Origin of the sequence: Candidatus Roseilinea sp. NK_OTU-006 (genome assembly GCF_012931985.1) — a bacterium.
In the GTDB taxonomy this organism is placed as follows: domain Bacteria; phylum Chloroflexota; class Anaerolineae; order J036; family Brachytrichaceae; genus JAAFGM01.
Map to the genome: position 1 here is coordinate 39,839 of NZ_JAAFGM010000014.1, position 21,392 is coordinate 61,230.

Consider the following 21,392-nt stretch of genomic DNA (forward strand, 5'->3'; position numbering starts at 1 on the left):
TTGCAACGTCGTCCCTACGTCCCCGGCCGGATCACCTTTCGGCGCAGCACGTCCAACACCTGCAGCGCCGTCAAATTGCGCTGGTTGTAGCCGTATTGCAGATAGTCCGGTGTGAACCACGCGCTGCGGTTATCGCCGGGGTAGTTGTAGTGGAAGCCATCGCCGATAGTGCCGCCGTTGGGCAGGCGCTGCACCACCTGGCGCAGGTTCAGCAGCGGAACTTGATACTCGCTTGCCAACTGAGCGATCTTGCCGTTGATGTAGCCATAGGGCGCGCTGTTGTCGCGCGATTCCAGGTCGTCGGCTTTGGTGATCAGCACGGGGATCACACCCATCTTGATCGAAATCTCGATGATCCGGCGATAGTTGCTCTCGAAGTCCTGCCAGGTGTGCTGGTCGCCGGTGCCGAGCAGGATGAGCGCGACGCTGGGGCGAGTCCGGTTGTATTCGCATTCCAGCGGCGACTGGCCGTTGCAGTAGGCCGGCGCATACGCGGGATCGAGCACCTTGGCGGTGTTGAAGCCGCCGGCCGCTGCCGGGCTGTCGTGGGCGAATGAGCCGCGAAAAAAGTCCAGCGTGGGTTGCAAATAAGCGTAGTTACCTAAGTTGTAGTTGCCCCAATCAAACGGCTTGAGGAAGGCCGGATGCTGCGAGTTGCTATCGCCGACCACCGAGAAGGCGTTGGGACGGTTGCCGCGCGCCTGGCCGACCTGAAAGATTTGATAGACGCGCGGCGAAATGTCGGATAGGTACGGGTATTCGAGCGGGCCGGCTGCGGCTTCGGGGGGCGATGGCGCGTCCAAAGCCGGCGAGGTCGGCAGCGTCATCGCGCCGCCGATGCTCACATAGCGCGCGTCCACATAGCCCTCCGTGCCGTTGGGCGTGATCACCTTCAACCAGTTTTGTCCGGCCACCTGGCCGAGGATCTTCAGCGCGGTGTTCGGCCCCAAGCGCGTGATGACGCGGCTCTCGTAGCTTGGGCCGGCGCGCAGGCGCAACCCACCGGCATCGGGCAGCACCTGCCCCATCACGAAGTAAGCGGGCGCCGGCGCCGGCGGCTGAGCCCACGTCGCGGTCGGTCGTGGCCGCGGCGGTGGGACGAAATCCACGCCCGGGATATTGATGACTTGCCCGAGCGAGAGAAAATCGGGATTGATGCCGGGGTTCGCAGCGATGATCGGATCGAGCGTGGCGAAGCCGAAGCGGATGGCGATGTCCCACAGCGTATCGTTCGGCTGCACGACGTATTGCGTCGCGCGCGGCGTGGGCGTCGGCTCAATGGTCGGCGTCTCGGTAGGCGCGGCAATTTGCGGCATGAGCCTGGGCGTCGGAAGCGGCCGCGTTGGGTAGAGGGTCACCGCGATGGCGCCGGGCGGCGCAGGCGCAGCGCGGCGCAGCGCCTGCGCGATGAGTGCTGCGCCGGTGAACGCAAGCAGGGCAAACAGCAGGGCGACCGCCGGTGGCGGCGTGCGCGGACTGCGCGGACGCGGCTGCATCGCGCGCATTGTATCGAACCCCCGCGGCCAGTGATACGATGCGCGCCATGCGCAAGACAAACAGGACAATCGCAGTGGCCCTGGGGTTGAGCATCGCGCTGGTCGCCTGCGGTGGTGCGCCCGCCGGTGATCCAGCTCAGCGCATCGAAGCGTATCTGCAGGCGCGCGTGAAGGGCGAAGTGGAACGCATGATCGCCCTCTCGTGCGCAGCCTGGGAACCCAACGCCCGCCTAGAAGCGACCTCGATCCAGGGGCGCAGCCCATCGCTGGACGCGCTTGCCTGTCGAACCGATGCAACCGAGGGGGACACGGCGTTGATCACTTGCACCGGCAGAATTATCACCAACTACGACGGCGAGCGCCGCGAATTCAACCTGGCCGAGCGTCAGTTCAAGGCGATCCAAGAAGGCGGCGAGTGGCGGATGTGCGGGTATCGCGCTATCTGACTGCCCGTAACACCGCGTCCAGCGTCTGCAGCGTCACCAGGTTGCGCATGGTAAAGCCATAGCGCAGGTGTTCGGACGAAAAGACATCCACGCGACCATCCGGCGGCACGCTGAGGCGCGTCGCGTCCTGAGGGTCCACGCCCTGGTTGGGCAACGCGGCCAGCGCGCGATTCAGGTTGATCAGAGGCGCGCCGTAGTCCTGCGCCACCTTTACCACAATCTGGTTGAGCTGCCGAGTCTTGGCGGGGTTTTCCGGCCGCGTGGGGAAGGTGTTCAAGATGGGGATGACGCCGGCGTCGAGCGTCTGGCTGATGATCGTGCGCAGGTAGAAGTCGTAGGTCGCCAGGTCGGTCGTGTTCACGTCGTTGGTGCCGAACATGACGATGGCGAAGGCCGGCTTGGAGACGCGAAACTCGCACTGCAGCGGCGACTCGTCGGCGGCGCACCAATCGGGATTCGACCACGTTGGGTCGAGCGGGCCGGCCACGTTAAAGCCGCCGGCCGCGGCCAGGCTGGGAGTGGCGAACGAGTCCTTATCCCACGGACGGACGCCGTTGGCCCGCGCCGGAGCGCCCAGGAAATGCTCGAGCGTCGGTTTGAGCGCCGCGTAGTCGCCCAATTCGTAACGCCCGGCGCTGAACGGCGCCAGGAAATACTCGTTCTCGGTCATGCAATCGCCGAGCTTGGCGAGCACGCGCGGATGGTTGCCTCTGGCCAGGCCGGCCCGGTAGATCGCGCGCAGCGACTCCGCCATCGTCGGCGTGATCTCCGGCAGCACCGGCAGGGCATCCACGTCAATGTCGCGTGTGCTGGCCGGGTCGAACCGGCCGAAGACCGGCGGCGCAGGGCGACGCAGCGGGTCGGGGCGGGCGTCTTGTGCGGGCCCGCAGGCCACCAGCAGCGCGCCGGCCATCGCTGCCAGGGCAACTTTCGCGGTCACGGGCGCGATTTTAACGCGCCGGTGACATCGTAGATAATCGCGCGCATGAATGAGCGCTCCATCACATTCCTGAAGCGACTCCTCGGCGTGCCCGGTCCATCGGGCGACGAAGTCGGCCCGGCGCGAGTCTGGCGTGAAGAGGCCATGACCTTCGCCGACGAAGTGCGCGCCGACGTGCGCGGTAATTCATACGCCGTGTTGAACGGCGCGGAAGGCGCGCCGCGCGTGCTGTTGGCCGGCCACATAGACGAGATCGGCTTGATGATCACCCACGTGGATGACGAAGGTTACCTATGGTTCGCGCCGATCGGCGGCTGGGACCCGCAGGTGCTGGTGGGCCAGCGCGTGCGCTTGCTCGGCAAGCAAGGCGATGTGCTCGGCGTGATCGGCAAAAAGGCCATCCACCTCATCAGGCCGGACGAGCGCGACAAGGCCAGCAAGATTGAGGATTTGTGGATCGACATCGGCGCAAGGAACCGTGACGAGGCGCTGGCACACGTGCGGGTGGGCACGGCCGGCGTCATTGACGCGCCGGTCTACGACTTTCCCAACGGGCGCATCGTCTCTCGCAGCATTGACAACCGCATCGGCGCGTTCACCGTGCTGGAAGCGTTGCGCTTGCTGGCGCAAGCGCGCCCGGTGGCGACGGTCGCCGCAGTGGCGACGGTGCAGGAGGAGATTACCTTCGCCGGCGCATATACCTCGGCCTTCTCGTTCGCGCCACAGGCGGCCATCGTCGTGGATGTGACCCATGCCACCGACCATCCCGACGCAAACAAGCGGCGCTCCGGCGACGTGAAGCTGGGGGGCGGGCCGGTCCTCTCGCGCGGGTCGGCGGGCAGCCCGGTCGTGTTCGACATGCTGGTTGGCTTGGCCGAACGCGAGGGCATCCCCTACGCCGTGGAGGCCAATCCGCGCGCCACCGGCACCGACGCCGACGCGATTCACCTCTCGCGCGGCGGCGTGGCGACCGGCATCATCTCCATCCCCAACCGCTACATGCACTCGCCGAACGAGATGATCGCGCTGAGCGACGTGGAAAACGCAGCGAAGCTGATCGCTGCGTTTGTGCGAGAGATGGCGCCGCAGACCGACTTCACACCGCGCTAGCGCCCCGGGGTACTCAACGCCTCGTCGTCGGCACGCCGCCGGCGTTGCCCGTGGCGCGCACGTAGCGCGCTGAGATCCAGGCCGGTTGCCCGCCAAACTCGATCTGCCACCACAGACCATCGGCGCTGCGCCCGATGATCGGCGCCGACTGGCGCGCGAACATCCGGCCGAGGATGTCGAAGGTCAGGTCGGGGCCGCTGCGCACGTTCACCACGTTGCCGGCCGGGATGACGATGCGCGGTGAGTCGGGATTGGGCGGCGCTCGCCCTTCATCGCCTTCCGCAGCCATCGCCGAGGAGTAGCCTTTGACTTGCACCACGTCCTTGTTCACCCAAGCCAGCCGACCGGTGCGCGGCATCTGGAACTGCAGCCAGTTGCCGTCCACGCTGCGGCCGAGGATCTCGCTGCTGAACCCGCCGCGCAACTGGCCCAGTCTGCGCGAACGTAGAGTCGGCGCGCTACGGATGTTGACGATGTCGCCCGGCGGCACCAGGAAGGTGGGCGGGGCGACCGCCGGTGGCGCCGGCGGGGTCGTGGCTGCGGCCGCCGGGTCGAGCAGCGCCGTTGCGGTGATCACCACAGCGGCTTGCTGGTTGAGCGACTCAACCACTGCTTGTGCGATGTGCGCGGTGTCGGTGACGACGACCGAAGTCTGCAATAGCTGCAATGCTTCCGCCGCGGAGGCCACCTGCGGTTTGATCGGTTGGCTGCCCGTCGCCGCCAGCGACTTGGCGTAGTAGCAGGTGTTGAAATCGGGCCCCACGATGACGGTGAAGCGCGGCCCGCTCGGGTTCGGCTCGGCGACGACGTGCCGTGAGTTGATGTTAAACGTGCGCAGCAAGAGCGGCAGCGCGCTACCCTTCTTAGTCGTCGTGTGGTCAATCACCCTGGTGTGCGCGTAGCGCTGCCCAGCCGGCTGGATGGCCGTCACGACGAAGCCCAGCTCTTTCAGGCGATCCGCTGCCGCCAAGGCAAAACCTGGGTCGCCGACGCCGTCCAGCACTTCGATCGGGATGCCGTCGTTGATGCGCTGGTTGAGGGCGACGTTCAGAGCCTTCTGGATGTAGTCCAGCCGGTCGTTCCAGTTTCTTGGCGCACCCTCCAGTGCGGCGCCGTTCGCGTCATAGCCCATCAAGTAGCGGCTACGCACGACCGCATCACCCATTCGGTCAATCATCATGGCGTAGCGCAGGATGCTTTCCAGCGTCAAATCGGTTTCGACGTCGTTGCGCACGGTGTTGTAGAGCTCGGTAAGCTTGGTGAGCGAGCCGACTTGGCGGGCCCTAGCCAGCAGGGCGCGCACGATGCGTTGCTCGCGCCGGCCGCGGTCCACGTCGCCGCCGGGGATGTTGTAGCGCGCACGCACGTAGGCCAGCGCTTGCAAGCCGTTCAACCTGTACACGCCGGGCTTGGGCAGATCTAAGCGCAGCAACGGCACACGCGAGCCAGCCGGCCACACCTCGCCGGTGAACGTATCCACGTAGTCCCTCGCCACAATGCTGCCGCCCATGTAATAGGGGTCGCGCGGGAAGTCATGCCGGATGGGGCAAGTGACGATCACATCCACGCCCCCCAGCGCATCTACAGCGCGCACCAGCCCGGCGAAGTTCACCATGGCGTAGTTGGCAACGTCCAGGCCGAAGTTGTAGCGGATGGTTTCTTTGAAGAGATCCGGGCCGCCCAGGGCGTAAGCCTGGTTGACCTTTCTGACGCCAACGCCGGGGATGTACACCGACGTGTCGCGCGGGATCGAGAGCAGGGTGACGACCGGCGCATCGGGGTTGACGCTGGCAATGATGATGACGTCGGTGTTCATGAAACCGCGATCCGGCCGCTTATCCGTGCCGAGCAAGGCGATGTTGAACGCACCGGGCGGCAGCACGATCTTGCGCGCCGGCGGTGGGATAGGTATCGGCGTCGGAGTAGGGAAATTGGGCGGTTGTTGGTCCTGCGCGTGCGCCGCGCTGAGCGCCGGGGCAGTGACGCCTAACAACAAGATGATCAGGAGTACGCCGACAAGCCCGCGGGGCGCGTGAGTCCACTTCATCATCAATTGCGGCGAAGCATTGCTTAACGAGAAGCGATAAAAAGGCCCGAAGCGACAAGACAGCGATGCGGTTGAATTACAGGCCCCTCCTATCCTCTCTTCTCCTCTCTTCTGGGAATTGCCCTGCCATTCTCACCCGGACTTGTTTCTATGTCAACCGCGCACGATGGCGCGAACGCGGGTCAACTCTGTTACATGCGCTGGAGCAGATTGCTGCAATGTGCATCGTGCCGACTCGACAAGGCTTCATGAAGTTCGTTGAGAAAGATGGACGGAACGGTGATGGGACAAACTGGCGGGCGCCGGATACGGCAAGTGTGCTGGGATGCTGCGCACGGTAGGCTTCACGCATTTCTCGCAGCCGCGCTGCTTGGAGCAGATGTGCATGAGGATAGGGTTGTCGCGAAGGAAGAGCAGTCGCTGCTAAAATGGACGCTGCGAACAAATTCAGGTGAGCGGAAAGCGGAGAACGTGGAAAGACGTGGACGTGGAACGTGGAAAAGGGTATTGACAAGTCGGCGGCAAAGTAGTAATATCGGCACGCTCGAATTAAGGCAACTTAACAACTAAAGAGTGGCAAAGAGATTCGAGAACAGTCGCGAGTTTGGGTCACTCGTCAAAACCTCGTAGCCCTCAGGCTACAAATTTTTACGGAGAGTTTGATCCTGGCTCAGGATGAACGCTGGCGGCGTGCCTAACCCATGCAAGTCGAACGCTCCCGCAAGGGAGAGTGGCGGACGGGTGAGTAACACGTAGAAATCTACCTCGCCGGAGGGAATAACCCCTCGAAAGAGAGGCTAATACCCAAAAGGATCCGCAAGGATCAGAGTCCGCAAGGGCCTGGCGAGAGGAGTCTGCGGCCCATCAGCTTGTTGGTGGGGTAATGGCCTACCAAGGCTACGACGGGTAGGGGGTCTGAGAGGATGATCCCCCACACTGGAACTGAAACACGGTCCAGACGCCTACGGGTGGCAGCAGGGAGGAATATTGGACAATGGGGGAAACCCTGATCCAGCAACGCCGCGTGAGGGATGAAGACCTTCGGGTTGTAAACCTCTTTTCAGGGAGACGAGCAAGGACGGTATCCCTGGAATAAGCCACGGCTAACTACGTGCCAGCAGCCGCGGTAATACGTAGGTGGCGAGCGTTATCCGGATTTACTGGGCGTAAAGCGCTTGTAGGCGGCTCTGTAAGTTGGACGTGAAAGCTCCGGGCTTAACTCGGAGAGGCCGTTCAATACTGCAGGGCTAGAGGATGTCAGAGGAAGGTGGAATTCCTGGTGTAGCGGTGAAATGCGTAGATATCAGGAGGAACACCCGTGGCGAAGGCGGCCTTCTGGGGCATTCCTGACGCTGAGAAGCGAAAGCTAGGGGAGCAAACAGGATTAGAAACCCTGGTAGTCCTAGCCGTAAACGATGGATGCTAGGTGTTGGCGGATTGAACCCCGCCAGTGCCGAAGCTAACGCGTTAAGCATCCCGCCTGGGAAGTACGGCCGCAAGGTTGAAACTCAAAGGAATTGACGGGGACCCGCACAAGCAGCGGAGCGTGTGGTTTAATTCGATGCTACACGAAGAACCTTACCCGGGCTTGACATGCTCGTGGTAGTGAACCGAAAGGGGAACGACCCGCAAGGGAGCGAGCACAGGTGTTGCATGGCTGTCGTCAGCTCGTGTCGTGAGATGTTGGCTTAAGTGCCTTAACGAGCGCAACCCCTGCTGCCAGTTACACGTGTCTGGCGGGACTGCCGGCCACAAGCCGGAGGAAGGCGGGGATGACGTCAAGTCAGCATGGCCTTTATGTCCGGGGCTACACACACGCTACAATGGGTAGGAACAATGGGTCGCCAAGCCGTGAGGCGGAGCTAATCCTCGAAAACTACCCTCAGTTCAGATTGCAGGCTGCAACCCGCCTGCATGAAGTCGGAGTTGCTAGTAACCGCGCGTCAGCCATAGTGCGGTGAATACGTTCCCGGGTCTTGTACACACCGCCCGTCACACTATGGGAGCCGGCAACACCTGAAGCCGGTAGCCTAACCGCAAGGAGGGCGCCGTCAAAGGTGGGGCTGGTGACTGGAGTGAAGTCGTAACAAGGTAGCTGTACGGGAACGTGCGGCTGGATCACCTCCTTTTACTAGGGAAAATCCCTAATATAAACGCGGCCGTTACGGTGTGGGCCGCGACCAAACTCGGTCCCGGGTTTCTTTGCCACTTTTTAGTTGCTGAGGTGCGCGCATGCGAGCCGCAGCGAGAGGGCGATTAGCTCAGTTGGTTAGAGCATCCCTCTGATAAGGGGAAGGTCTCAAGTTCGAGTCTTGAATCGCCCACCTTACTTCGGGTGATTCGAACCGAGTCCTCGGAGTCGGCGGGGACTTAGCTCAGCTGGGAGAGCATCCGCTTTGCAAGCGGGAGGTCAGGGGTTCGAATCCCCTAGTCTCCACAGTCGGCGGTTAGAGACTGGCGATCGAGCCGGTCGCCAGTCTCCAGTCTCCGACTGGAGCGGCACCTTAAAAACTGAATAGGACGCGCAAGCGCGTGAGCGTCACGCGCGAGCGAAGCATGATGTAGCGCAGTGGAGCGATGAACAATCGCCCAATGCGGGAGATTCAATTTCTCCGCCTCATGTGAGAGCAAGCTACTAAGGGTGCATGGTGGATGCCTTGGCGCCAAATGCCGATGAAGGACGCGAATCACTGCGATAAGCCTCGGGGAGCCGTGATTAGGCGCTAGACCCGGGGGTCTCCGAATGGGGAAACCCGCCTGGTGAAGAACCAGGCACCTCACACTGAATCCATAGGTGTGATGGAGGGAACCGCCCGAACTGAAACATCTTAGTAGGGCGAGGAAAAGAGAGTATTCCGAAAGTAGTGGCGAGCGAAATCGGAACAGCCCAAACCGGCCGGCTTGCCGGCCGGGGTTGTAGGACCTCAATGTAGGACCGCGTAGCCTAGTCGAACTGTTCAGGAAAGTCAGACCATAGAGGGTGATAGTCCCGTAGACGAAAGGTGAAACGGCCGAGAGGGATCCTGAGTAGCACCGTACACGCTAACACGGTGTGAATCCGCGGAGCCCACTCCGCAAGGCTAAATACATTTGGCGACCGATAGTGAACCAGTACCGTGAGGGAAAGGTGGGAAGCACCCCGACAAGGGGAGTAGCAGAACCTGAAACCGTGCACCTACAAGCAGTCGGAGGGCTATCCCTTCCCAGGGATGCCTGACGGCGTGCCTCTTGGAGAATGAATCGGCGAGTTAATGTCTGTCGCAAGGTTAAGGCAGTGACAGCCGGAGCCGTAGGGAAACCGAGTCTGAATAGGGCGTTGAGTGGCAGGCATTAGACCCGAAACGGGATGAGCTACTCATGGCCAGGGTGAAGCGAGAGTAATATCTCGTGGAGGCCCGAACTCGTTAGGGCTGCAAAACTATGAGATGAGCTGTGAGTAGAGGTGATATGCCAATCGAATCCCGAGATAGCTGGTTCTCCCCGAAATAACTTTAGGGTTAGCCCTGATCGTTCAGTAACGGAGGTAGAGCACTGAACGGGCTAGGGGCCGTCAGGCTACCAAACCCGATCAAACTCCGAATGCCGTTACTCCACAGATCAGGAGTCGGGCTACGGGTGATGAGATTCGTGGCCGAGAGGGAAACAACCCAGACCGCCATCTAAGGCCCTCAAGTGCATGCTCAGTGGGAAACGATGTGGGACTGTTCAGACAGCCAGGAGGTTAGCTTAGAAGCAGCTATCCTTTAAAAAGTGCGTAATAGCTTACTGGTCAAACGGTCCTGCGCGGAAAATTTAGCGGGGCTAAGCATGCCGCCGAAGATACGGATCCGCAAGGATGGTAGGGGAGCGTTCTGCGAGCGTCGAAGCCGTACGGTGACGAGCGGTGGAGCGAGCAGAAGTGAGAATGCCGATATGAGTAGCGCAAATCACGTGAGAACCGTGATCGCCGTATGCCTAAGGTTTCCGATGCAAGGTCAGTCCGCATCGGGTTAGTCGGGCCTAAGCCGAGGCTGAAAAGCGTAGGTGATGGACAATCGGTCAACATTCCGATACCGGCATAGGGTGCGATGGAGTGACGCAGAATGGTAGACGAGCCAGACCGTTGGTCGTTCTGGTGCGAACGTCGTAGGGAGATGAGGCGGCCAGGCAAATCCGGTCGCTGATCCTGAAAGCGAAGCGGGTCCCCAAGCCTAAGTCGTCGAGCCAAGCTGCCAAGAAAACCTTCTAAGCATAACCCTATGTCGCCCGTACCGCAAACCGACACTGGTAGGCGAGGAGAGGATCCTAAGGCGAACGAGAGAACCCTCGTTAAGGAACTAGGCAAAATGTACCCGTAACTTCGGGAGAAGGGTAGCCTGCGGAGACGATGTCATTCGATGTCCTCTCCGTGGGCCGCAGATGAGAGGCTCTAGCGACTGGTTAACTAAACCACAGGTCTCTGCGAAGTCGTAAGACGACGTATAGGGGCTGACACCTGCCCAGTGCCGGAAGGTTAAAGGGAGCGGTCAGCGCAAGCGAAGCTGCGAACTGAAGCCCCGGTGAACGGCGGCGGTAACTATAACCGTCCTAAGGTTCAAGCGCGAGCCTTAGTAAAACCGAACTATATGCGGGAAACTCCTCAACAGCCGCTCAGTACTCACGAGCACATGCTCGACAGTCAAAAGCTGACGGACATGGGGACGATCCGCAGGAAAGGCTTCCAAGGAGAATCTATGGAAGAATCCTCAGAGACTTTACGTTCGGTCTCGCGAACGAAGCTGGAGTCGCAATGGGTCGTGGGATTCGTTGACGGCGAAGGGTGTTTCGATGTGGGCATCACCCCACATCTGGAGATGCCGACGGGCTTTCAGGTGTTACCTGAATTCACCGTCGTGCAGCATGAGCGTGACATACAGATTCTGTATTCCCTCAAGGCTTTCTTCGGATGTGGTGTGGTGCGCCGAAACCACGATCGGCGGATGGCGTTTCGTGTAAGCGGACTCAAACCGTTGAAAGCGCGTGTGATCCCCTTCTTCGAGCGCCACCCCCTGAAGACCAAGAAGCGCATTGACTTCATGCGATTCCGCAAAGTCGTGCTGCTCATGGAACGTGGAGAACACCTGACGCCTGAAGGTCTCGAACGGATCCGCGCCATCGCGGCTCAGATGAACACACGGCGAGAAAGATAAAGTCCGGCTCCTCTGGAAACAGAGTGAGGTGAACCGAGCGAAATTCCTTGTCAGGTAAGTTCTGACCCGCACGAATGGTGTAACGACTGGAGCACTGTCTCAACGAGGGACTCGGCGAAATTGAACTAGTGGTGAAGATGCCATTTACCCGCACCTGGACAAAAAGACCCCGTGGAGCTTTACTGTACCCTGGCATTGCGCTAGGACTTCGTCTGTGTAGGATAGGTGGGAGGCTTTGAAGCTGGGGCGCTAGCCTCGGTGGAGCCGACGGTGAAATACCACCCTGACGGAGTTTTGGCCCTAACCGCGCGCCATGCATCTGGCCGCGAGACAGTGCCAGGCGGGCAGTTTGACTGGGGTGGTCGCCTCCTAAAAGGTAACGGAGGCGCCCAAAGGTTCCCTCAGGCTGAATGGAAACCAGCCGTTGAGTGCAAAGGCATAAGGGAGCTTGACTGCAAGACAAACACGTCGAGCAGGGACGAAAGTCGGGCTTAGTGATCCCACGATGCTGAGTGGAAAGGTCGTGGCAATCGGATAAAAGCTACCCCGGGGATAACAGGCTAGTGAGGCCCAAGCGTCCACAGCGACGGCCTCGCTCGGCACCTCGATGTCGGCTCGGCGCATCCTGGGGCTGGATAAGGTCCCAAGGGTCGGCCTGTTCGGCCGTTAAAGCGTTACGTGAGCTGGGTTCAAACCGTCGTGAGACAGGTTGGTCTCTATCCGGTGTGGGCGTAGGGGATTTGAGAGGAGCTGTCCCTAGTACGAGAGGACCGGGATGGACGCACCGCTGGTGTGCCAGTTGTTCCGCCAGGAGCATCGCTGGGTAGCCATGTGCGGCAGGGATAACCGCTGAAAGCATCTAAGTGGGAAACCCGCCTCAAGATGAGATCCCCCTGAAGGCCGCGAGAAGACGACTCGCTTGATAGGTGAGCGGTGTAAGCGCCGCAAGGCGTTTAGCCAACTCATACTAATGGCCGTCTGGCTTGTTTCTCACATGACGCAGAGAAATCGAACTTCTCGCATGAGCTCCCATCGTGCTCGCCCCCAACATCGCGTCCTATTCAGTTTTTAGGGTGTCGCTCGCAACGAAGAGTCTTCTGGTGATTGGAGCGACGAGGTCACACCCGGTCCCATCCCGAACCCGGAAGTTAAGCTCGTCAGCGCCGATGGTAGTACGTGGGCGACTGCGTGCAAGAGTAGGTCATTGCCAGAAGACTCTTCGACTCTTTTTCTGGCCTCCCGTCGGGTCGCCCTCGTAGTCGAGCTGTCGGGTTGATCTCGTTGCAATGATGCGCCCGTATAAGTATCTCGACGTCGTGGTCGGCACGTTCGTCGCTGTGCTCATCATCAGTAACCTGGCCTCGTCGGCCAAGATCGTCACGCTCGGCCCGTTCACCTTCGACGGCGGCACGTTGCTCTTCCCACTGAGCTACATCTTCGGCGACGTGCTGACCGAGGTGTATGGCTACTCGGCTTCGCGGCGGGTCATTTGGATCGGCTTCATCGCTGCTGCACTCTTCAGCCTGACGGTTTGGCTTGTCGGCTTGTTGCCGGGCGAAGCAGAATGGTCGAGCCGCGTCGGCATGGGAGCGTATAACGCTGTGCTTGGCAGCACACCGCGCATTGTGCTTGCTTCGCTCATCGCCTACTGGGCCGGCGCATTCTCCAACGCCTTCGTGTTGGCCCGTATGAAAGTCATGACGCAGGGGCGCTGGCTATGGACGCGCACCATCGGCTCAACGATTGTCGGTCAAGCCGTAGATACCTTGCTCTTTGTGATGGTTGCGTTCGCCGGCGCGATGAGCGCGGAGGTGTTGTGGGATATCGTTGCGTCGAACTACGTCTTCAAGGTCGGCATCGAGGTGCTGTTCACACCGGTGACCTATGTGTTCGTCGGCCGGCTCAAGCGCGCCGAGGGTGTGGATGCCTACGACGCACAGACCGACTTCAACCCCTTTCGCATTGCGATAGATCGCGCATAGCCGCCTTAATCCGAATCGCGTCGGATCAGGGGGAAGATCAACCGGCGATTCAGGAGGATCGTCGTAGCGGTTTTGCCGAGAATGGGCGACGGCAGCCCGTTGAAGCGAAGATAGGCCTGGTGCGTGATCGGGCCGGGCAGCGCCGCACTGACGGTCAGTGACACGGTGAGCGTGGCCGACGGCGCGAGGCTGGGGAAAGTCCAGGAAATGACGTTGCCGCTCACTATCCCCGGCGGCTCGGACGAGATGAGCGTCAAGGTCGTCGGCAGGCTGCTCGAGATGACAACGCCGGTGCGCGTGATCGGCGTGATGTTGGTCGCGCTGATGACGACTGTGAAAGGCTGGTTCACAGGCACAAAAGCAGGCGCTGTCACGACGGGCGCGCTCAACGCAACGTTCACGGCAGCGAGTGCATCCACCAGGCCGTAGCCGTAAGTGTTGTTGGGCCAGGCCGAGCCCGGCACGCCCCCGCACGTTTCACTGCTGGTAAGTGGTCGTGCTGTGGAGCGCAAGAGCATTTCGGTCGTCTCGACTTCGCCGCGCAGGTCGGGGACGGCTGACCACAGCAGCGCCACGACGCCGGCGACATGGGGGGCAGCCATGCTGGTGCCGCTGGAGAAGCCGTAGCTGTTCGTCGAAGACGACCACGCCGAACGCACGCCGACGCCAGGCGCGACGATATCCGGTTTGATGCGCCCGGTGAGCCACGAGGGGCCGCGGCTGCTGAAGCCGGCGATGGCGTCGCTGCCGTTTGTCGCGCCGATCGTAAACGCCTGATCCAGCGTGGCCGGCGCGAGCCTCACCGTTTCGCAGCTCGGGCCGCTGTTGCCCGCCGATGCGATCACCATGATGCCTGCATTGCGCAGCGCCTGGGTTGCGGTGACGAGCGCAGTGGGCACGTCGCAACCGATCTCGCCGTAAGCTGGATCGCAAGCCCAGGAATTGCTGGTGATGTCGGCGCTGCGGTCAGGGTCGGGGAAATTGCCGTTCACATCGGTTGGCGCGAGCGCGAACTGAAAGCAAGCGATGTAGCGCGCCACGCTGCCGATGCCGCTTGGGCCGGCCATGTTGCGACAGGCGATCCATTGGGCGCCGGGAGCGACGCCGATCTGGTTGCCCATCCCGTCATCGCCGACCGCGGTGCCGGTGGTGTGCGTGCCATGTCCGTTCAGATCCACCGGCGTAAGCGAGGGTGGATTGCCGTCTTCGGGTGCAGCGTCAAACCAGTGATAGTCGTGGGTGACGGTGACGCCGTTCCAGCCGCGGTAGTGGAGTTTGAGCGCATCGTGATCCCAGCGCACCCCGGTGTCTAGGTTGGCGACGACGATACCCTGGCCGGTGTACCCCATGGCCCAGACTTGTGGCGCGTTTACCCGCTGGACACCCCATTCGATTGTAGTTGGAGAATAAGGAAAGGTCAGCGTAGCGTAAGATTTCGGGCGCCAGTGCTGGGTCTGATTATTGACAAGACCGCGCGTTCGCTCGTCCAGGTCAACGTGGATGACGTCGCTCCGCGTTCCCAGCCAACGCAGCGTCGGTCGGTCTACGCGCCGGACGACGATTTGGTTGGTGATCCATAGGGAGAAGAAGTCGAGGCCGCGCGCGGCGAGGTCGGCACGCAGTCGCGCCTGAGCGCGCTCGGCGTGCGTTTGCAGCGCTCGGACGACGAAGCGGGTCTTCTCGCGCTTTGTGCGCAATGCGCGAGAGGGTGAAAGGTCGGGGTAGCCGGGCAGTGTGACGATTACATCGGCAACGGCACCTCGAACCGCAGTCGCTGCCCAGGCTCGGGCTGAGACGCTGGGCGGCGGTTCGGGTAACGCGGGCAACCGCCAGGCCGTGAGCATGGCCAGGCAGAGCGCCGAGGTGATGAAGAGACGGAAGCGCTTCACCGATAAGGAATTCTATACCTGGCCGGTTGCCTTTGCCAGGCAAAAGGGCGCGCTGCCGGAAAGGCAAGCGCAGGTTGTGACGCCCACGCGACTCCGCGCCACCGCCGCGTGGTTCAGTCGCGCCACCACACCTCCAAGCGCGGCCGGCCAGCAGTGTTCCAATCCCCAGTATCCGACGAGACAAAGTATTTGCCGGTGTGGTAATCGGAGTCGGCGCTGTAGAGCGCCAGGCGCAGCGGCTCGCCGCGCGCGTAGGCCGTGGCGACGGCATAGGATACATTCCACACCCGCGGCACACCCGGCCAGCCGGGGAAGTTGATAATGGGCGGCACCCACGCACCGCCAACGTTCTCCTCGAAGGGCGGGGCGTTGTTCCAGGTGAGGGTGTGCTCTTGCCAAGCGCCGTTTACCAGCAATACTTGAATCCACGAGGATGGCGCTGATGCTCCGCCTGAATTACCGAACTGGTACAAGGTGAGCGTAGCCGAGAGGATCGTCTTGCCGGGCGGGATGGCCGTCAACGGAAAAGTGATGAAGTACTTGGAAAAGCATGGCCAATCGGCCACATCCGATTGGTTCTGAATGTTGAAATCGGGCGCGCTGCCGTAATTGGCGTTGGCCCATTGCGGCCAGATGTAGGCATCATTGCCCGGGCATTGGTTGCTGCTTGTACCGCCCACGTCGGCATCGGGCACCAACGGGCTGGTCTGTGTAGGGCGGCGGATGAGGGCATAGCCGCTCGGCGTGCCGATTGTGGCATATGCGGGCAGCCCAAAGCGTAACCACCCCCAACACTGCGGCGTGTCCGGCGCCATGGCCGAAGGCCAGCGCTGATCGGCCAGCGGCGGGCCGACCTGGGCGTCGCGGTCGTGCAAGATGGCGGCAATGCGCCATTGCGTTCCCAATGCCGGCGGGCCGCTTAAGCCGAGGCTGCTAAATGGAATGGTGAACCCCATCGCCCAGCCGCGGTCGGTATCGCTGTTGTCGTTGAGCGCATTGCCGCGCCAGCCGGGTACAGCCTGAAAGGATGCGCTCACCGCCTGCCAGCCCGACCCGTTGCCGCGGTAGGCGGCACGATAGGCCGGATCAGGATCGCCGGAGAGCTGCGCCACAAAGCGCCACGAGGAAGCAGAGAGCACACTGCCGCCGGCGGTGTCAATCAGCAGCGTCACGGCATCCCACTGGGTCAAAGTGCCCGGCGCGGGTGCGGTGTCGTGCCACAGATGGCGGTCGAACACGGCAAAGTACACGTAGAGCTGTGCGTTGTTGTAGCCCGCGCGGATGTCGGCGTAGTTGCTATCGGGCGAGAGCTGGCCGAACCAGGCAATCGCCGTTTGCGCAAAAGGAATCGCGGCGTTGCCGAAGCCGGGGATGTTGATGCGCGGCGAGCGCGCCCCGCCGCAGCTCGGCCCCTGCACAATCGGGAGAAAGAGCGTGGTGCCCTGGCCGCGCACCGATTGTGCGCCGGCGAGCATCAGCAGCGCTGCCAAGAATGCGCCGTAATGGCGTAGGCGAGACATCTGTGACACACTATCGAATCTGTTGAACCTGTTGGGGCTTGGCGACGCGAATCGCCGGGTCGCCCTGATACCAGCCGATCGTCCCCACAATCGCCACCCACTGGCCGACGCGATACATCTGCTCCGGCGGAGCGGGGAAGTTGCGCCAGTGCTCGCGGGCGATGATCGCCTTGAAGCTGCCCTGATGCGGGTTGCTGAAGCCGAGCAACACTTGCTTGCCGTTGTTGAACACGTAGCGCAGCGCGCCGGTCACCGTCACCGTCTGGCCGGCCCAAGCGCGCGCTTCGGCATAGTCTATTGTGGATTTCGGATTTGAGATTTGGGATTGCAGATATGGCGATGGGGTGTTGACGGTGCGATGGACATCGCGCACGTGATCTGCAGATTGCGCCATGGGCATCTGCGGGTTGCCGCTGGTGAGCGCCACGATCGCGCCATCGGCGCTGCGGAAGTAGAGGGCATCGTTGCTCACCACCCAGGTGGCGTACTCGCTCCAGTACTGGTCGTACACCGAACCCTGACCGTAGTAGATGTAGAAGCCGAAGTCGTAGGGGCGCGTGTTGTACAGGCCAGCGGCGCAGTAGTGCGTGGCGGCATTGAAGGTGCATCCGCCGACATCCTGCGACGTGGCTACGGTCGAGAGGCGCTGCGAGGTGATCTTGTTGCTGAAGCTGCCGCGCACGTCGGAGCGGTCGAGGATGCGCAACGCGAAGCCGGCCTCCCAGTGGCCGCCAAACAGGTAGTCGCCGGCCACGCTGACGTTGGGCTGCTCGTCGGTGAGCAGGTAAGGGTTGCTATCACCGGGCGGCCAGTCGAAGGCGATGAAACGCACGTCGCCGGCCTGCAAACCGCTCACCGTGCTGCTGTCCAGCACCATCTCGCCAAAGTGCGAATCCCAGCGCTCGTCGTACGCATGTTTGGCGCGAATGATGATGTACACCACGTCTTTGCCGCTGGGCAGGCGCTTAACCACCGGCTGCGGCCCCATCGGCAGGTAATCGTTGTCGCCGTAGCCGCCATGCCCCACGTTGGCGATGAAGGGGACGCCGCCATCGTCCAGGTCCAGCGCAAACAGCGCGCGGTGGCAAGGGTTATCCTGCAACAACTGGCGCATGCCGGCATTGGTCTGTGGCCAGTCTATCCACAACCGTTGCCAGGGCAGGCGCACCTTGACCAGCACATAGCCGGCGTTCTCGGCCACCACCGGCCAGCCGTAACGGAACTGGGTTGGGTCGCCGAAGTTGCATCCGGCAGGCACGGGCCGGCTGGCCCACTGTTGCCCGCCGTCGCTGTTGCGGATGGCGCGCACGAACAGGTCTGGCTCGGTGGCGACAAAGATCAGGTCTCGCGAGGGCGAGTAGGCCGGCGGCACGGCCACCGTGAGCGTGCTGGCGACGGTGTGGGTCCAGACGCCCTGCAGGGTGAGCTTGTTCACGGCATGGACGCGCCGGCCCATCGCAAACACGACACGGTCGCCGAACAGGGCCGGCGGCAACGGCAATGCATTGGCCTGGTCGGTGATGAACTGGGCAAGCACTGTGCCGTCGGAGGCGCGCAGTTTATACAGCCGGCCGTTGGCCGAGACGACAAAGACGGATTGCGTGTCGGGGTCGTAGGCGACGGTGGAGCGCACATCGCCGATGCCGTTGCGCTGCCAGAGCTGCTGGCCGGTGGTTTCGCTGAGGGCAAACACGCCGTCGTTGCCGGCGGCGATATATACTCGCCCCTCGCCGGTAACCGGCTGGACATTGCGTGGCAGCGTGCCCCCGGTGGTCACTTTACTCACGCCGCCGCTGGGCGACACGCCGTTCCAAATCCAGCGCAGCTTCCAAGGGTAGGCCGGCGCTTGCGGCGCATAGCCGGTGCGCTGAGCGTCGTGGGCGTGCTGGTTCCATTCGGTGATCGCGCCGCCGCTCTTTAGTGTCAGAGGCAGGTAAAGCAGCGATGGGGTAGGTGTTGCCTGAGCTGGAGCAACAGCGGAGGCATCCCTCATCACGATGCGGAACCCCAACAGGACCGAAAAGACCAATAAGGCCAGCAGGCTGATTTTCTTCATTTGTTCTTGCCCATTATCACGTGTTCGTGGTAGACCGTGACACAGGCTCCAGCCCGCGCGCCTGTAACGCGCTGTCGCAGGTCGTAGCACCGGCTTTAGCCGGCGTGCCCATCGCTTGCAACAGGCTGGAGTTCTGCGTCATGCCGCGCGCCTGTAACGCGCTGTCGCAGGTCGTAGCACCGGCTTTAGCCGGCGTGCCCATCGCTTGCAACAGGCTGGAGTTCTGCGTCATGCCGCGCGCCTGTAACAGGCTGTCGCAGGTCGTAGCACCGGCTTTAGCCGGCGTGCCCATCGCTTGCAACAGGCCGGAGTTCTGCATCATGCCGCGCGCCTGTAACGCGCTGTCGCAGGTCGTAGCATCGGCTTTAGCCGGCGTGCCCATCGCTTGCAACAGGCTGGAGTTCTGCGTCATGCCGCGCGCCTGTAACAGGCTGTCGCAGGTCGTAGCATCGGCTTTAGCCGGCGTGCCCATCGCTTGCAACAGGCTGGAGTTCTGCGTCATGCCGCGCGCCTGTAACGCGCTGTCGCAGGTCGTAGCACCGGCTTTAGCCGGCGTGCCCATCGCTCGCAACAGGCCGGAGTTCTGCGTCATGCCGCGCGCCTGTAACAGGCTGTCGCAGGTCGTAGCATCGGCTTTAGCCGGCGTGCCCATTGCTCGCAACAGGCCGGAGTTCTGCGTCATGCCGCGCGCCTGTAACAGGCTGTCGCAGGTCGTAGCATCGGCTTTAGCCGGCGTGCCCATTGCTCGCAACAGGCCGGAGTTCTGCGTCATGCCGCGCGCCTGTAACAGGCTGTCGCAGGTCGTAGCAGGCTGAAGCCTGCGTTACGTCTCTGCAACATAGGTGAAAGGCCAATCGTCTGCATGTTTTACCAGGCCGGCTTTGACGGGGTTGTTGATGATGTAGGCAATGATGCGCTCACATTCTTTTTTGTCTCGAACCACGTGATCGTAACTCTCCGGGTTCCAGAATGGTCCACTGCGGCCTAACATCTGATTACAAAATCGCGCCGTGCGACCCTTGAGCAAGCGCAAGGCATGGTTCAAGGGTGTGTGGTGTTGGCCTGAAGCCAGGCGCGGCGGATCAGGGATACCCTGTAAGTCGAGTAGGAGGTGGACATGGTTGCTCATGATGCAATAGGCTAACAGGGCATAGTGCGTCGGATGCAAGGCGCGGATCTCACGAGCGACGACGTTTGCCAGGCATGGGTCAGCAAGCCAATGAGGTCCGCTGGCGGCTTGGTCGAGAGCGGCATCGTAGCGGGCAAAGATTTGCTTTTGGAGTTTGTAGATTTCCTCACCCAGGAGTTGACCTTGAAGACGCTGCCGTAGCAAGGTCTCTTCTTGTTCGTATGCTTGCCGCAGGCGTTCGAGAACCTGCTGCGGCAGACTGCCCGCCAGGCGAAAAGTGACAAAGTATGTGGCATCCGGCGGATGGTAGTGTGGCAAGTTACGACGGTAAAACGTCTCGCTCATGAGCGAACTCTTAGCTTGTTGGCGACGCCACAGACTGTAACACGAGCTTCAGCTTCAGCCTTTTACAGGCTTCACAGGCTCAAGCCTGGGTTACGCCCGTGCTACGTTGCAGTGGCGCAGGCTGAAGCCTGGATTACGTTGTGCTCAAAAACGTTTCACAAGGGCGTCGTAAACCGGCCCGTTGTTCGGCCCGCCCACCCGGCGCTGGCCGTGGCTCGGCCCGCCGGAGGCGCCGGAGCTATCCAGCACCGTCGTCCCGCTGCCCTCGTCAAAGTGATATAAGCCCACGGTGTTTGCGTCCGGCGCAAAGGGCGCGCTAGGCGGCGTGAACGCCCCCGTGTAACGCACCACGTTCGACATGCGCACTTCATCCACCCATCCGCTGAACGACGGATACGTGTTCGGGTCGTAGTCGTGCTTCTCCGCGCCGATCACCAGATACGGCTCGTTGGGCCAGGGCACGCTGCGCCCCACGCGATACGAGATGTTGCCCGCCGGCCCGTTGTAGCTGCGCGACAGCGCGCCGTTGATGAAGATGCGCATTTCGCCGGTCGTGCGGCGGGTGACGGCGATGTGGTGCCACTGGTTGGCCGCCAGGGTGGTCGTGCTGCAAATGCTGTAGCCGGCGCTGCCGTTGTGCACGCCGAAGGCAATCCGTCCGCCGTAGAGCGAGACGCCAAAGTCGCCGTAGTCGGGCGCGCCGAAGATGTCGCGGTCGAAGATGATGTTGCCGTTGATCCAGGCGTCCTCGCCCTCGTTGCACGTGCCGCTGGTGTTCTCGCCGGGGGCGAAGCGCAACCAAAACTCCAGCGTGAAGTCGGCAGCGCCGATGTTGACCGGCAACGAGACGCCGAGCGTGTTGCTCATGGGGATTTTGACGCGATCAATGTCGCCGCTGCCGGTGCCGAAGAAACGCAACGCATATGTCGCGCCGGCTGGGGTGTTGGTCGGCGTCGGGGTGGGCGTTGGGGTGTTGGTTGGCGTCGGCGTGGGCGTGGGCGTGTTCGTCGGCGTCGGGGTCGGCGTAGGTGTGGGCGTCGGCCCGGCCGCGTCATGCTGCACAATCGGCAGCCAGGCGCGCGGCGTGAGCGTTGTATCTGCGGCGGCGGCCCAGACGCGCCTGGCATCCATGAGCGGCGGGCCGGCGGAGGCCGGTTGGGCCGGCCAGGCGCGATCCGCCATCGCTGCGACGAACAACGCAGCGCACACCAGCCAAGAACTTATCAGGACAAAGCCCACTTGTGCGCGAATCTTCATGGCCAGC

At 62.1% G+C, this 21,392-nt stretch carries 12 protein-coding genes, 2 tRNA genes and 3 rRNA genes; 8 read left to right on the forward strand and 9 right to left on the reverse strand.

Annotation, left to right across the window (positions count from 1 at the left end):
• Positions 1-14 precede the first annotated feature (14 nt).
• Positions 15-1,496, reverse strand: coding sequence for an SH3 domain-containing protein (locus GXH28_RS09170; protein ID WP_169238730.1), 1,482 nt, complete (start codon positions 1,494-1,496; stop codon positions 15-17).
• Between the two features lie 47 nt (positions 1,497-1,543).
• On the opposite strand from GXH28_RS09170, the gene GXH28_RS09175 reads away from it, so the two are divergent.
• Positions 1,544-1,942: a hypothetical protein gene (locus tag GXH28_RS09175; protein WP_169238731.1), complete on the forward strand. Its 399-nt coding sequence runs from the start codon at positions 1,544-1,546 to the stop codon at positions 1,940-1,942.
• Here the strand turns inward: GXH28_RS09175 and GXH28_RS16665 are convergent.
• Positions 1,935-2,882, reverse strand: a complete 948-nt coding sequence (locus GXH28_RS16665) for a GDSL-type esterase/lipase family protein (RefSeq protein WP_169238732.1) — start codon at positions 2,880-2,882, stop codon at positions 1,935-1,937. The two genes, GXH28_RS09175 and GXH28_RS16665, sit on opposite strands and share 8 nt — an antisense overlap.
• A gap of 45 nt (positions 2,883-2,927) precedes the next feature.
• On the opposite strand from GXH28_RS16665, the gene GXH28_RS09185 reads away from it, so the two are divergent.
• Positions 2,928-3,992: a M42 family metallopeptidase gene (locus GXH28_RS09185; protein ID WP_169238733.1), complete on the forward strand. Its 1,065-nt coding sequence runs from the start codon at positions 2,928-2,930 to the stop codon at positions 3,990-3,992.
• A gap of 13 nt (positions 3,993-4,005) precedes the next feature.
• On the opposite strand, the gene GXH28_RS09190 is transcribed toward GXH28_RS09185, so the two are convergent.
• Positions 4,006-6,042 (reverse strand): LCP family glycopolymer transferase, encoded by a 2,037-nt coding sequence (locus GXH28_RS09190; RefSeq protein WP_169238734.1) that lies wholly within the window; start codon positions 6,040-6,042, stop codon positions 4,006-4,008.
• Positions 6,043-6,686: 644 nt separating this feature from the next.
• Here GXH28_RS09190 and GXH28_RS09195 point away from each other — a divergent pair.
• The 6 genes from GXH28_RS09195 to GXH28_RS09220 all read left to right on the forward strand — a co-directional run bounded on the left by GXH28_RS09195 (position 6,687) and on the right by GXH28_RS09220 (position 13,189).
• Positions 6,687-8,168 (forward strand): 16S ribosomal RNA (locus tag GXH28_RS09195).
• 121 nt (positions 8,169-8,289) lie between these two features.
• Positions 8,290-8,363: transfer RNA gene (locus GXH28_RS09200), tRNA-Ile, on the forward strand.
• Positions 8,364-8,403: 40 nt separating this feature from the next.
• Positions 8,404-8,476, forward strand: a tRNA-Ala gene (locus GXH28_RS09205).
• 188 nt (positions 8,477-8,664) lie between these two features.
• A 23S ribosomal RNA gene (locus GXH28_RS09210) occupies positions 8,665-12,198 on the forward strand.
• Positions 12,199-12,303: 105 nt separating this feature from the next.
• Positions 12,304-12,420: ribosomal RNA gene (rrf, locus tag GXH28_RS09215) — 5S ribosomal RNA — on the forward strand.
• Together the 16S, 23S and 5S rRNA genes with 2 tRNA genes alongside form the textbook arrangement of a ribosomal RNA operon.
• A gap of 76 nt (positions 12,421-12,496) precedes the next feature.
• Positions 12,497-13,189: a queuosine precursor transporter gene (locus GXH28_RS09220; RefSeq protein WP_169238746.1), complete on the forward strand. Its 693-nt coding sequence runs from the start codon at positions 12,497-12,499 to the stop codon at positions 13,187-13,189.
• Between the two features lie 5 nt (positions 13,190-13,194).
• On the opposite strand, the gene GXH28_RS16360 is transcribed toward GXH28_RS09220, so the two are convergent.
• The 6 genes from GXH28_RS16360 to GXH28_RS09250 form a co-directional block, all read right to left on the reverse strand.
• Positions 13,195-15,078, reverse strand: a complete 1,884-nt coding sequence (locus GXH28_RS16360) for a S8 family serine peptidase (RefSeq protein WP_169238735.1) — start codon at positions 15,076-15,078, stop codon at positions 13,195-13,197.
• 113 nt (positions 15,079-15,191) lie between these two features.
• On the reverse strand, positions 15,192-16,598 hold the full coding sequence (locus GXH28_RS09230) for a DNRLRE domain-containing protein (protein ID WP_169238736.1): 1,407 nt from the start codon (positions 16,596-16,598) through the stop codon (positions 15,192-15,194).
• Positions 16,599-16,608: 10 nt separating this feature from the next.
• Entirely contained in the window at positions 16,609-18,654 is a 2,046-nt protein-coding gene (locus tag GXH28_RS09235) for an outer membrane protein assembly factor BamB family protein (RefSeq protein WP_206156780.1), read from the reverse strand.
• A gap of 16 nt (positions 18,655-18,670) precedes the next feature.
• Positions 18,671-19,426 (reverse strand): hypothetical protein, encoded by a 756-nt coding sequence (locus GXH28_RS09240; protein WP_169238737.1) that lies wholly within the window; start codon positions 19,424-19,426, stop codon positions 18,671-18,673.
• Between the two features lie 51 nt (positions 19,427-19,477).
• Complete coding sequence (locus GXH28_RS09245) at positions 19,478-20,128, reverse strand: transposase (protein WP_169238738.1); 651 nt, start codon at positions 20,126-20,128, stop codon at positions 19,478-19,480.
• A 144-nt stretch (positions 20,129-20,272) separates the two neighbouring features.
• Complete coding sequence (locus GXH28_RS09250) at positions 20,273-21,385, reverse strand: LamG domain-containing protein (protein ID WP_169238739.1); 1,113 nt, start codon at positions 21,383-21,385, stop codon at positions 20,273-20,275.
• Positions 21,386-21,392: the final 7 nt, after the last annotated feature.

What these genes read in the sequence shown, in the direction of transcription:
- GXH28_RS09185 (WP_169238733.1), top strand. Translation starts at nt 2,928, where the DNA reads ATGAATGAGCGCTCCATCACATTCCTGAAGCGACTCCTCGGCGTGCCC.
- GXH28_RS09220 (WP_169238746.1), top strand. Translation starts at nt 12,497, where the DNA reads ATGCGCCCGTATAAGTATCTCGACGTCGTGGTCGGCACGTTCGTCGCT.
- GXH28_RS09170 (WP_169238730.1), bottom strand. Translation starts at nt 1,496, where the DNA reads ATGCAGCCGCGTCCGCGCAGTCCGCGCACGCCGCCACCGGCGGTCGCC.
- GXH28_RS09190 (WP_169238734.1), bottom strand. Translation starts at nt 6,042, where the DNA reads ATGATGAAGTGGACTCACGCGCCCCGCGGGCTTGTCGGCGTACTCCTG.
- GXH28_RS09250 (WP_169238739.1), bottom strand. Translation starts at nt 21,385, where the DNA reads ATGAAGATTCGCGCACAAGTGGGCTTTGTCCTGATAAGTTCTTGGCTG.
- GXH28_RS09245 (WP_169238738.1), bottom strand. Translation starts at nt 20,128, where the DNA reads ATGAGCGAGACGTTTTACCGTCGTAACTTGCCACACTACCATCCGCCG.
- GXH28_RS09235 (WP_206156780.1), bottom strand. Translation starts at nt 18,654, where the DNA reads ATGAAGAAAATCAGCCTGCTGGCCTTATTGGTCTTTTCGGTCCTGTTG.
- GXH28_RS09240 (WP_169238737.1), bottom strand. Translation starts at nt 19,426, where the DNA reads ATGACGCAGAACTCCGGCCTGTTGCGAGCAATGGGCACGCCGGCTAAA.
- GXH28_RS09175 (WP_169238731.1), top strand. Translation starts at nt 1,544, where the DNA reads ATGCGCAAGACAAACAGGACAATCGCAGTGGCCCTGGGGTTGAGCATC.
- GXH28_RS09230 (WP_169238736.1), bottom strand. Translation starts at nt 16,598, where the DNA reads ATGTCTCGCCTACGCCATTACGGCGCATTCTTGGCAGCGCTGCTGATG.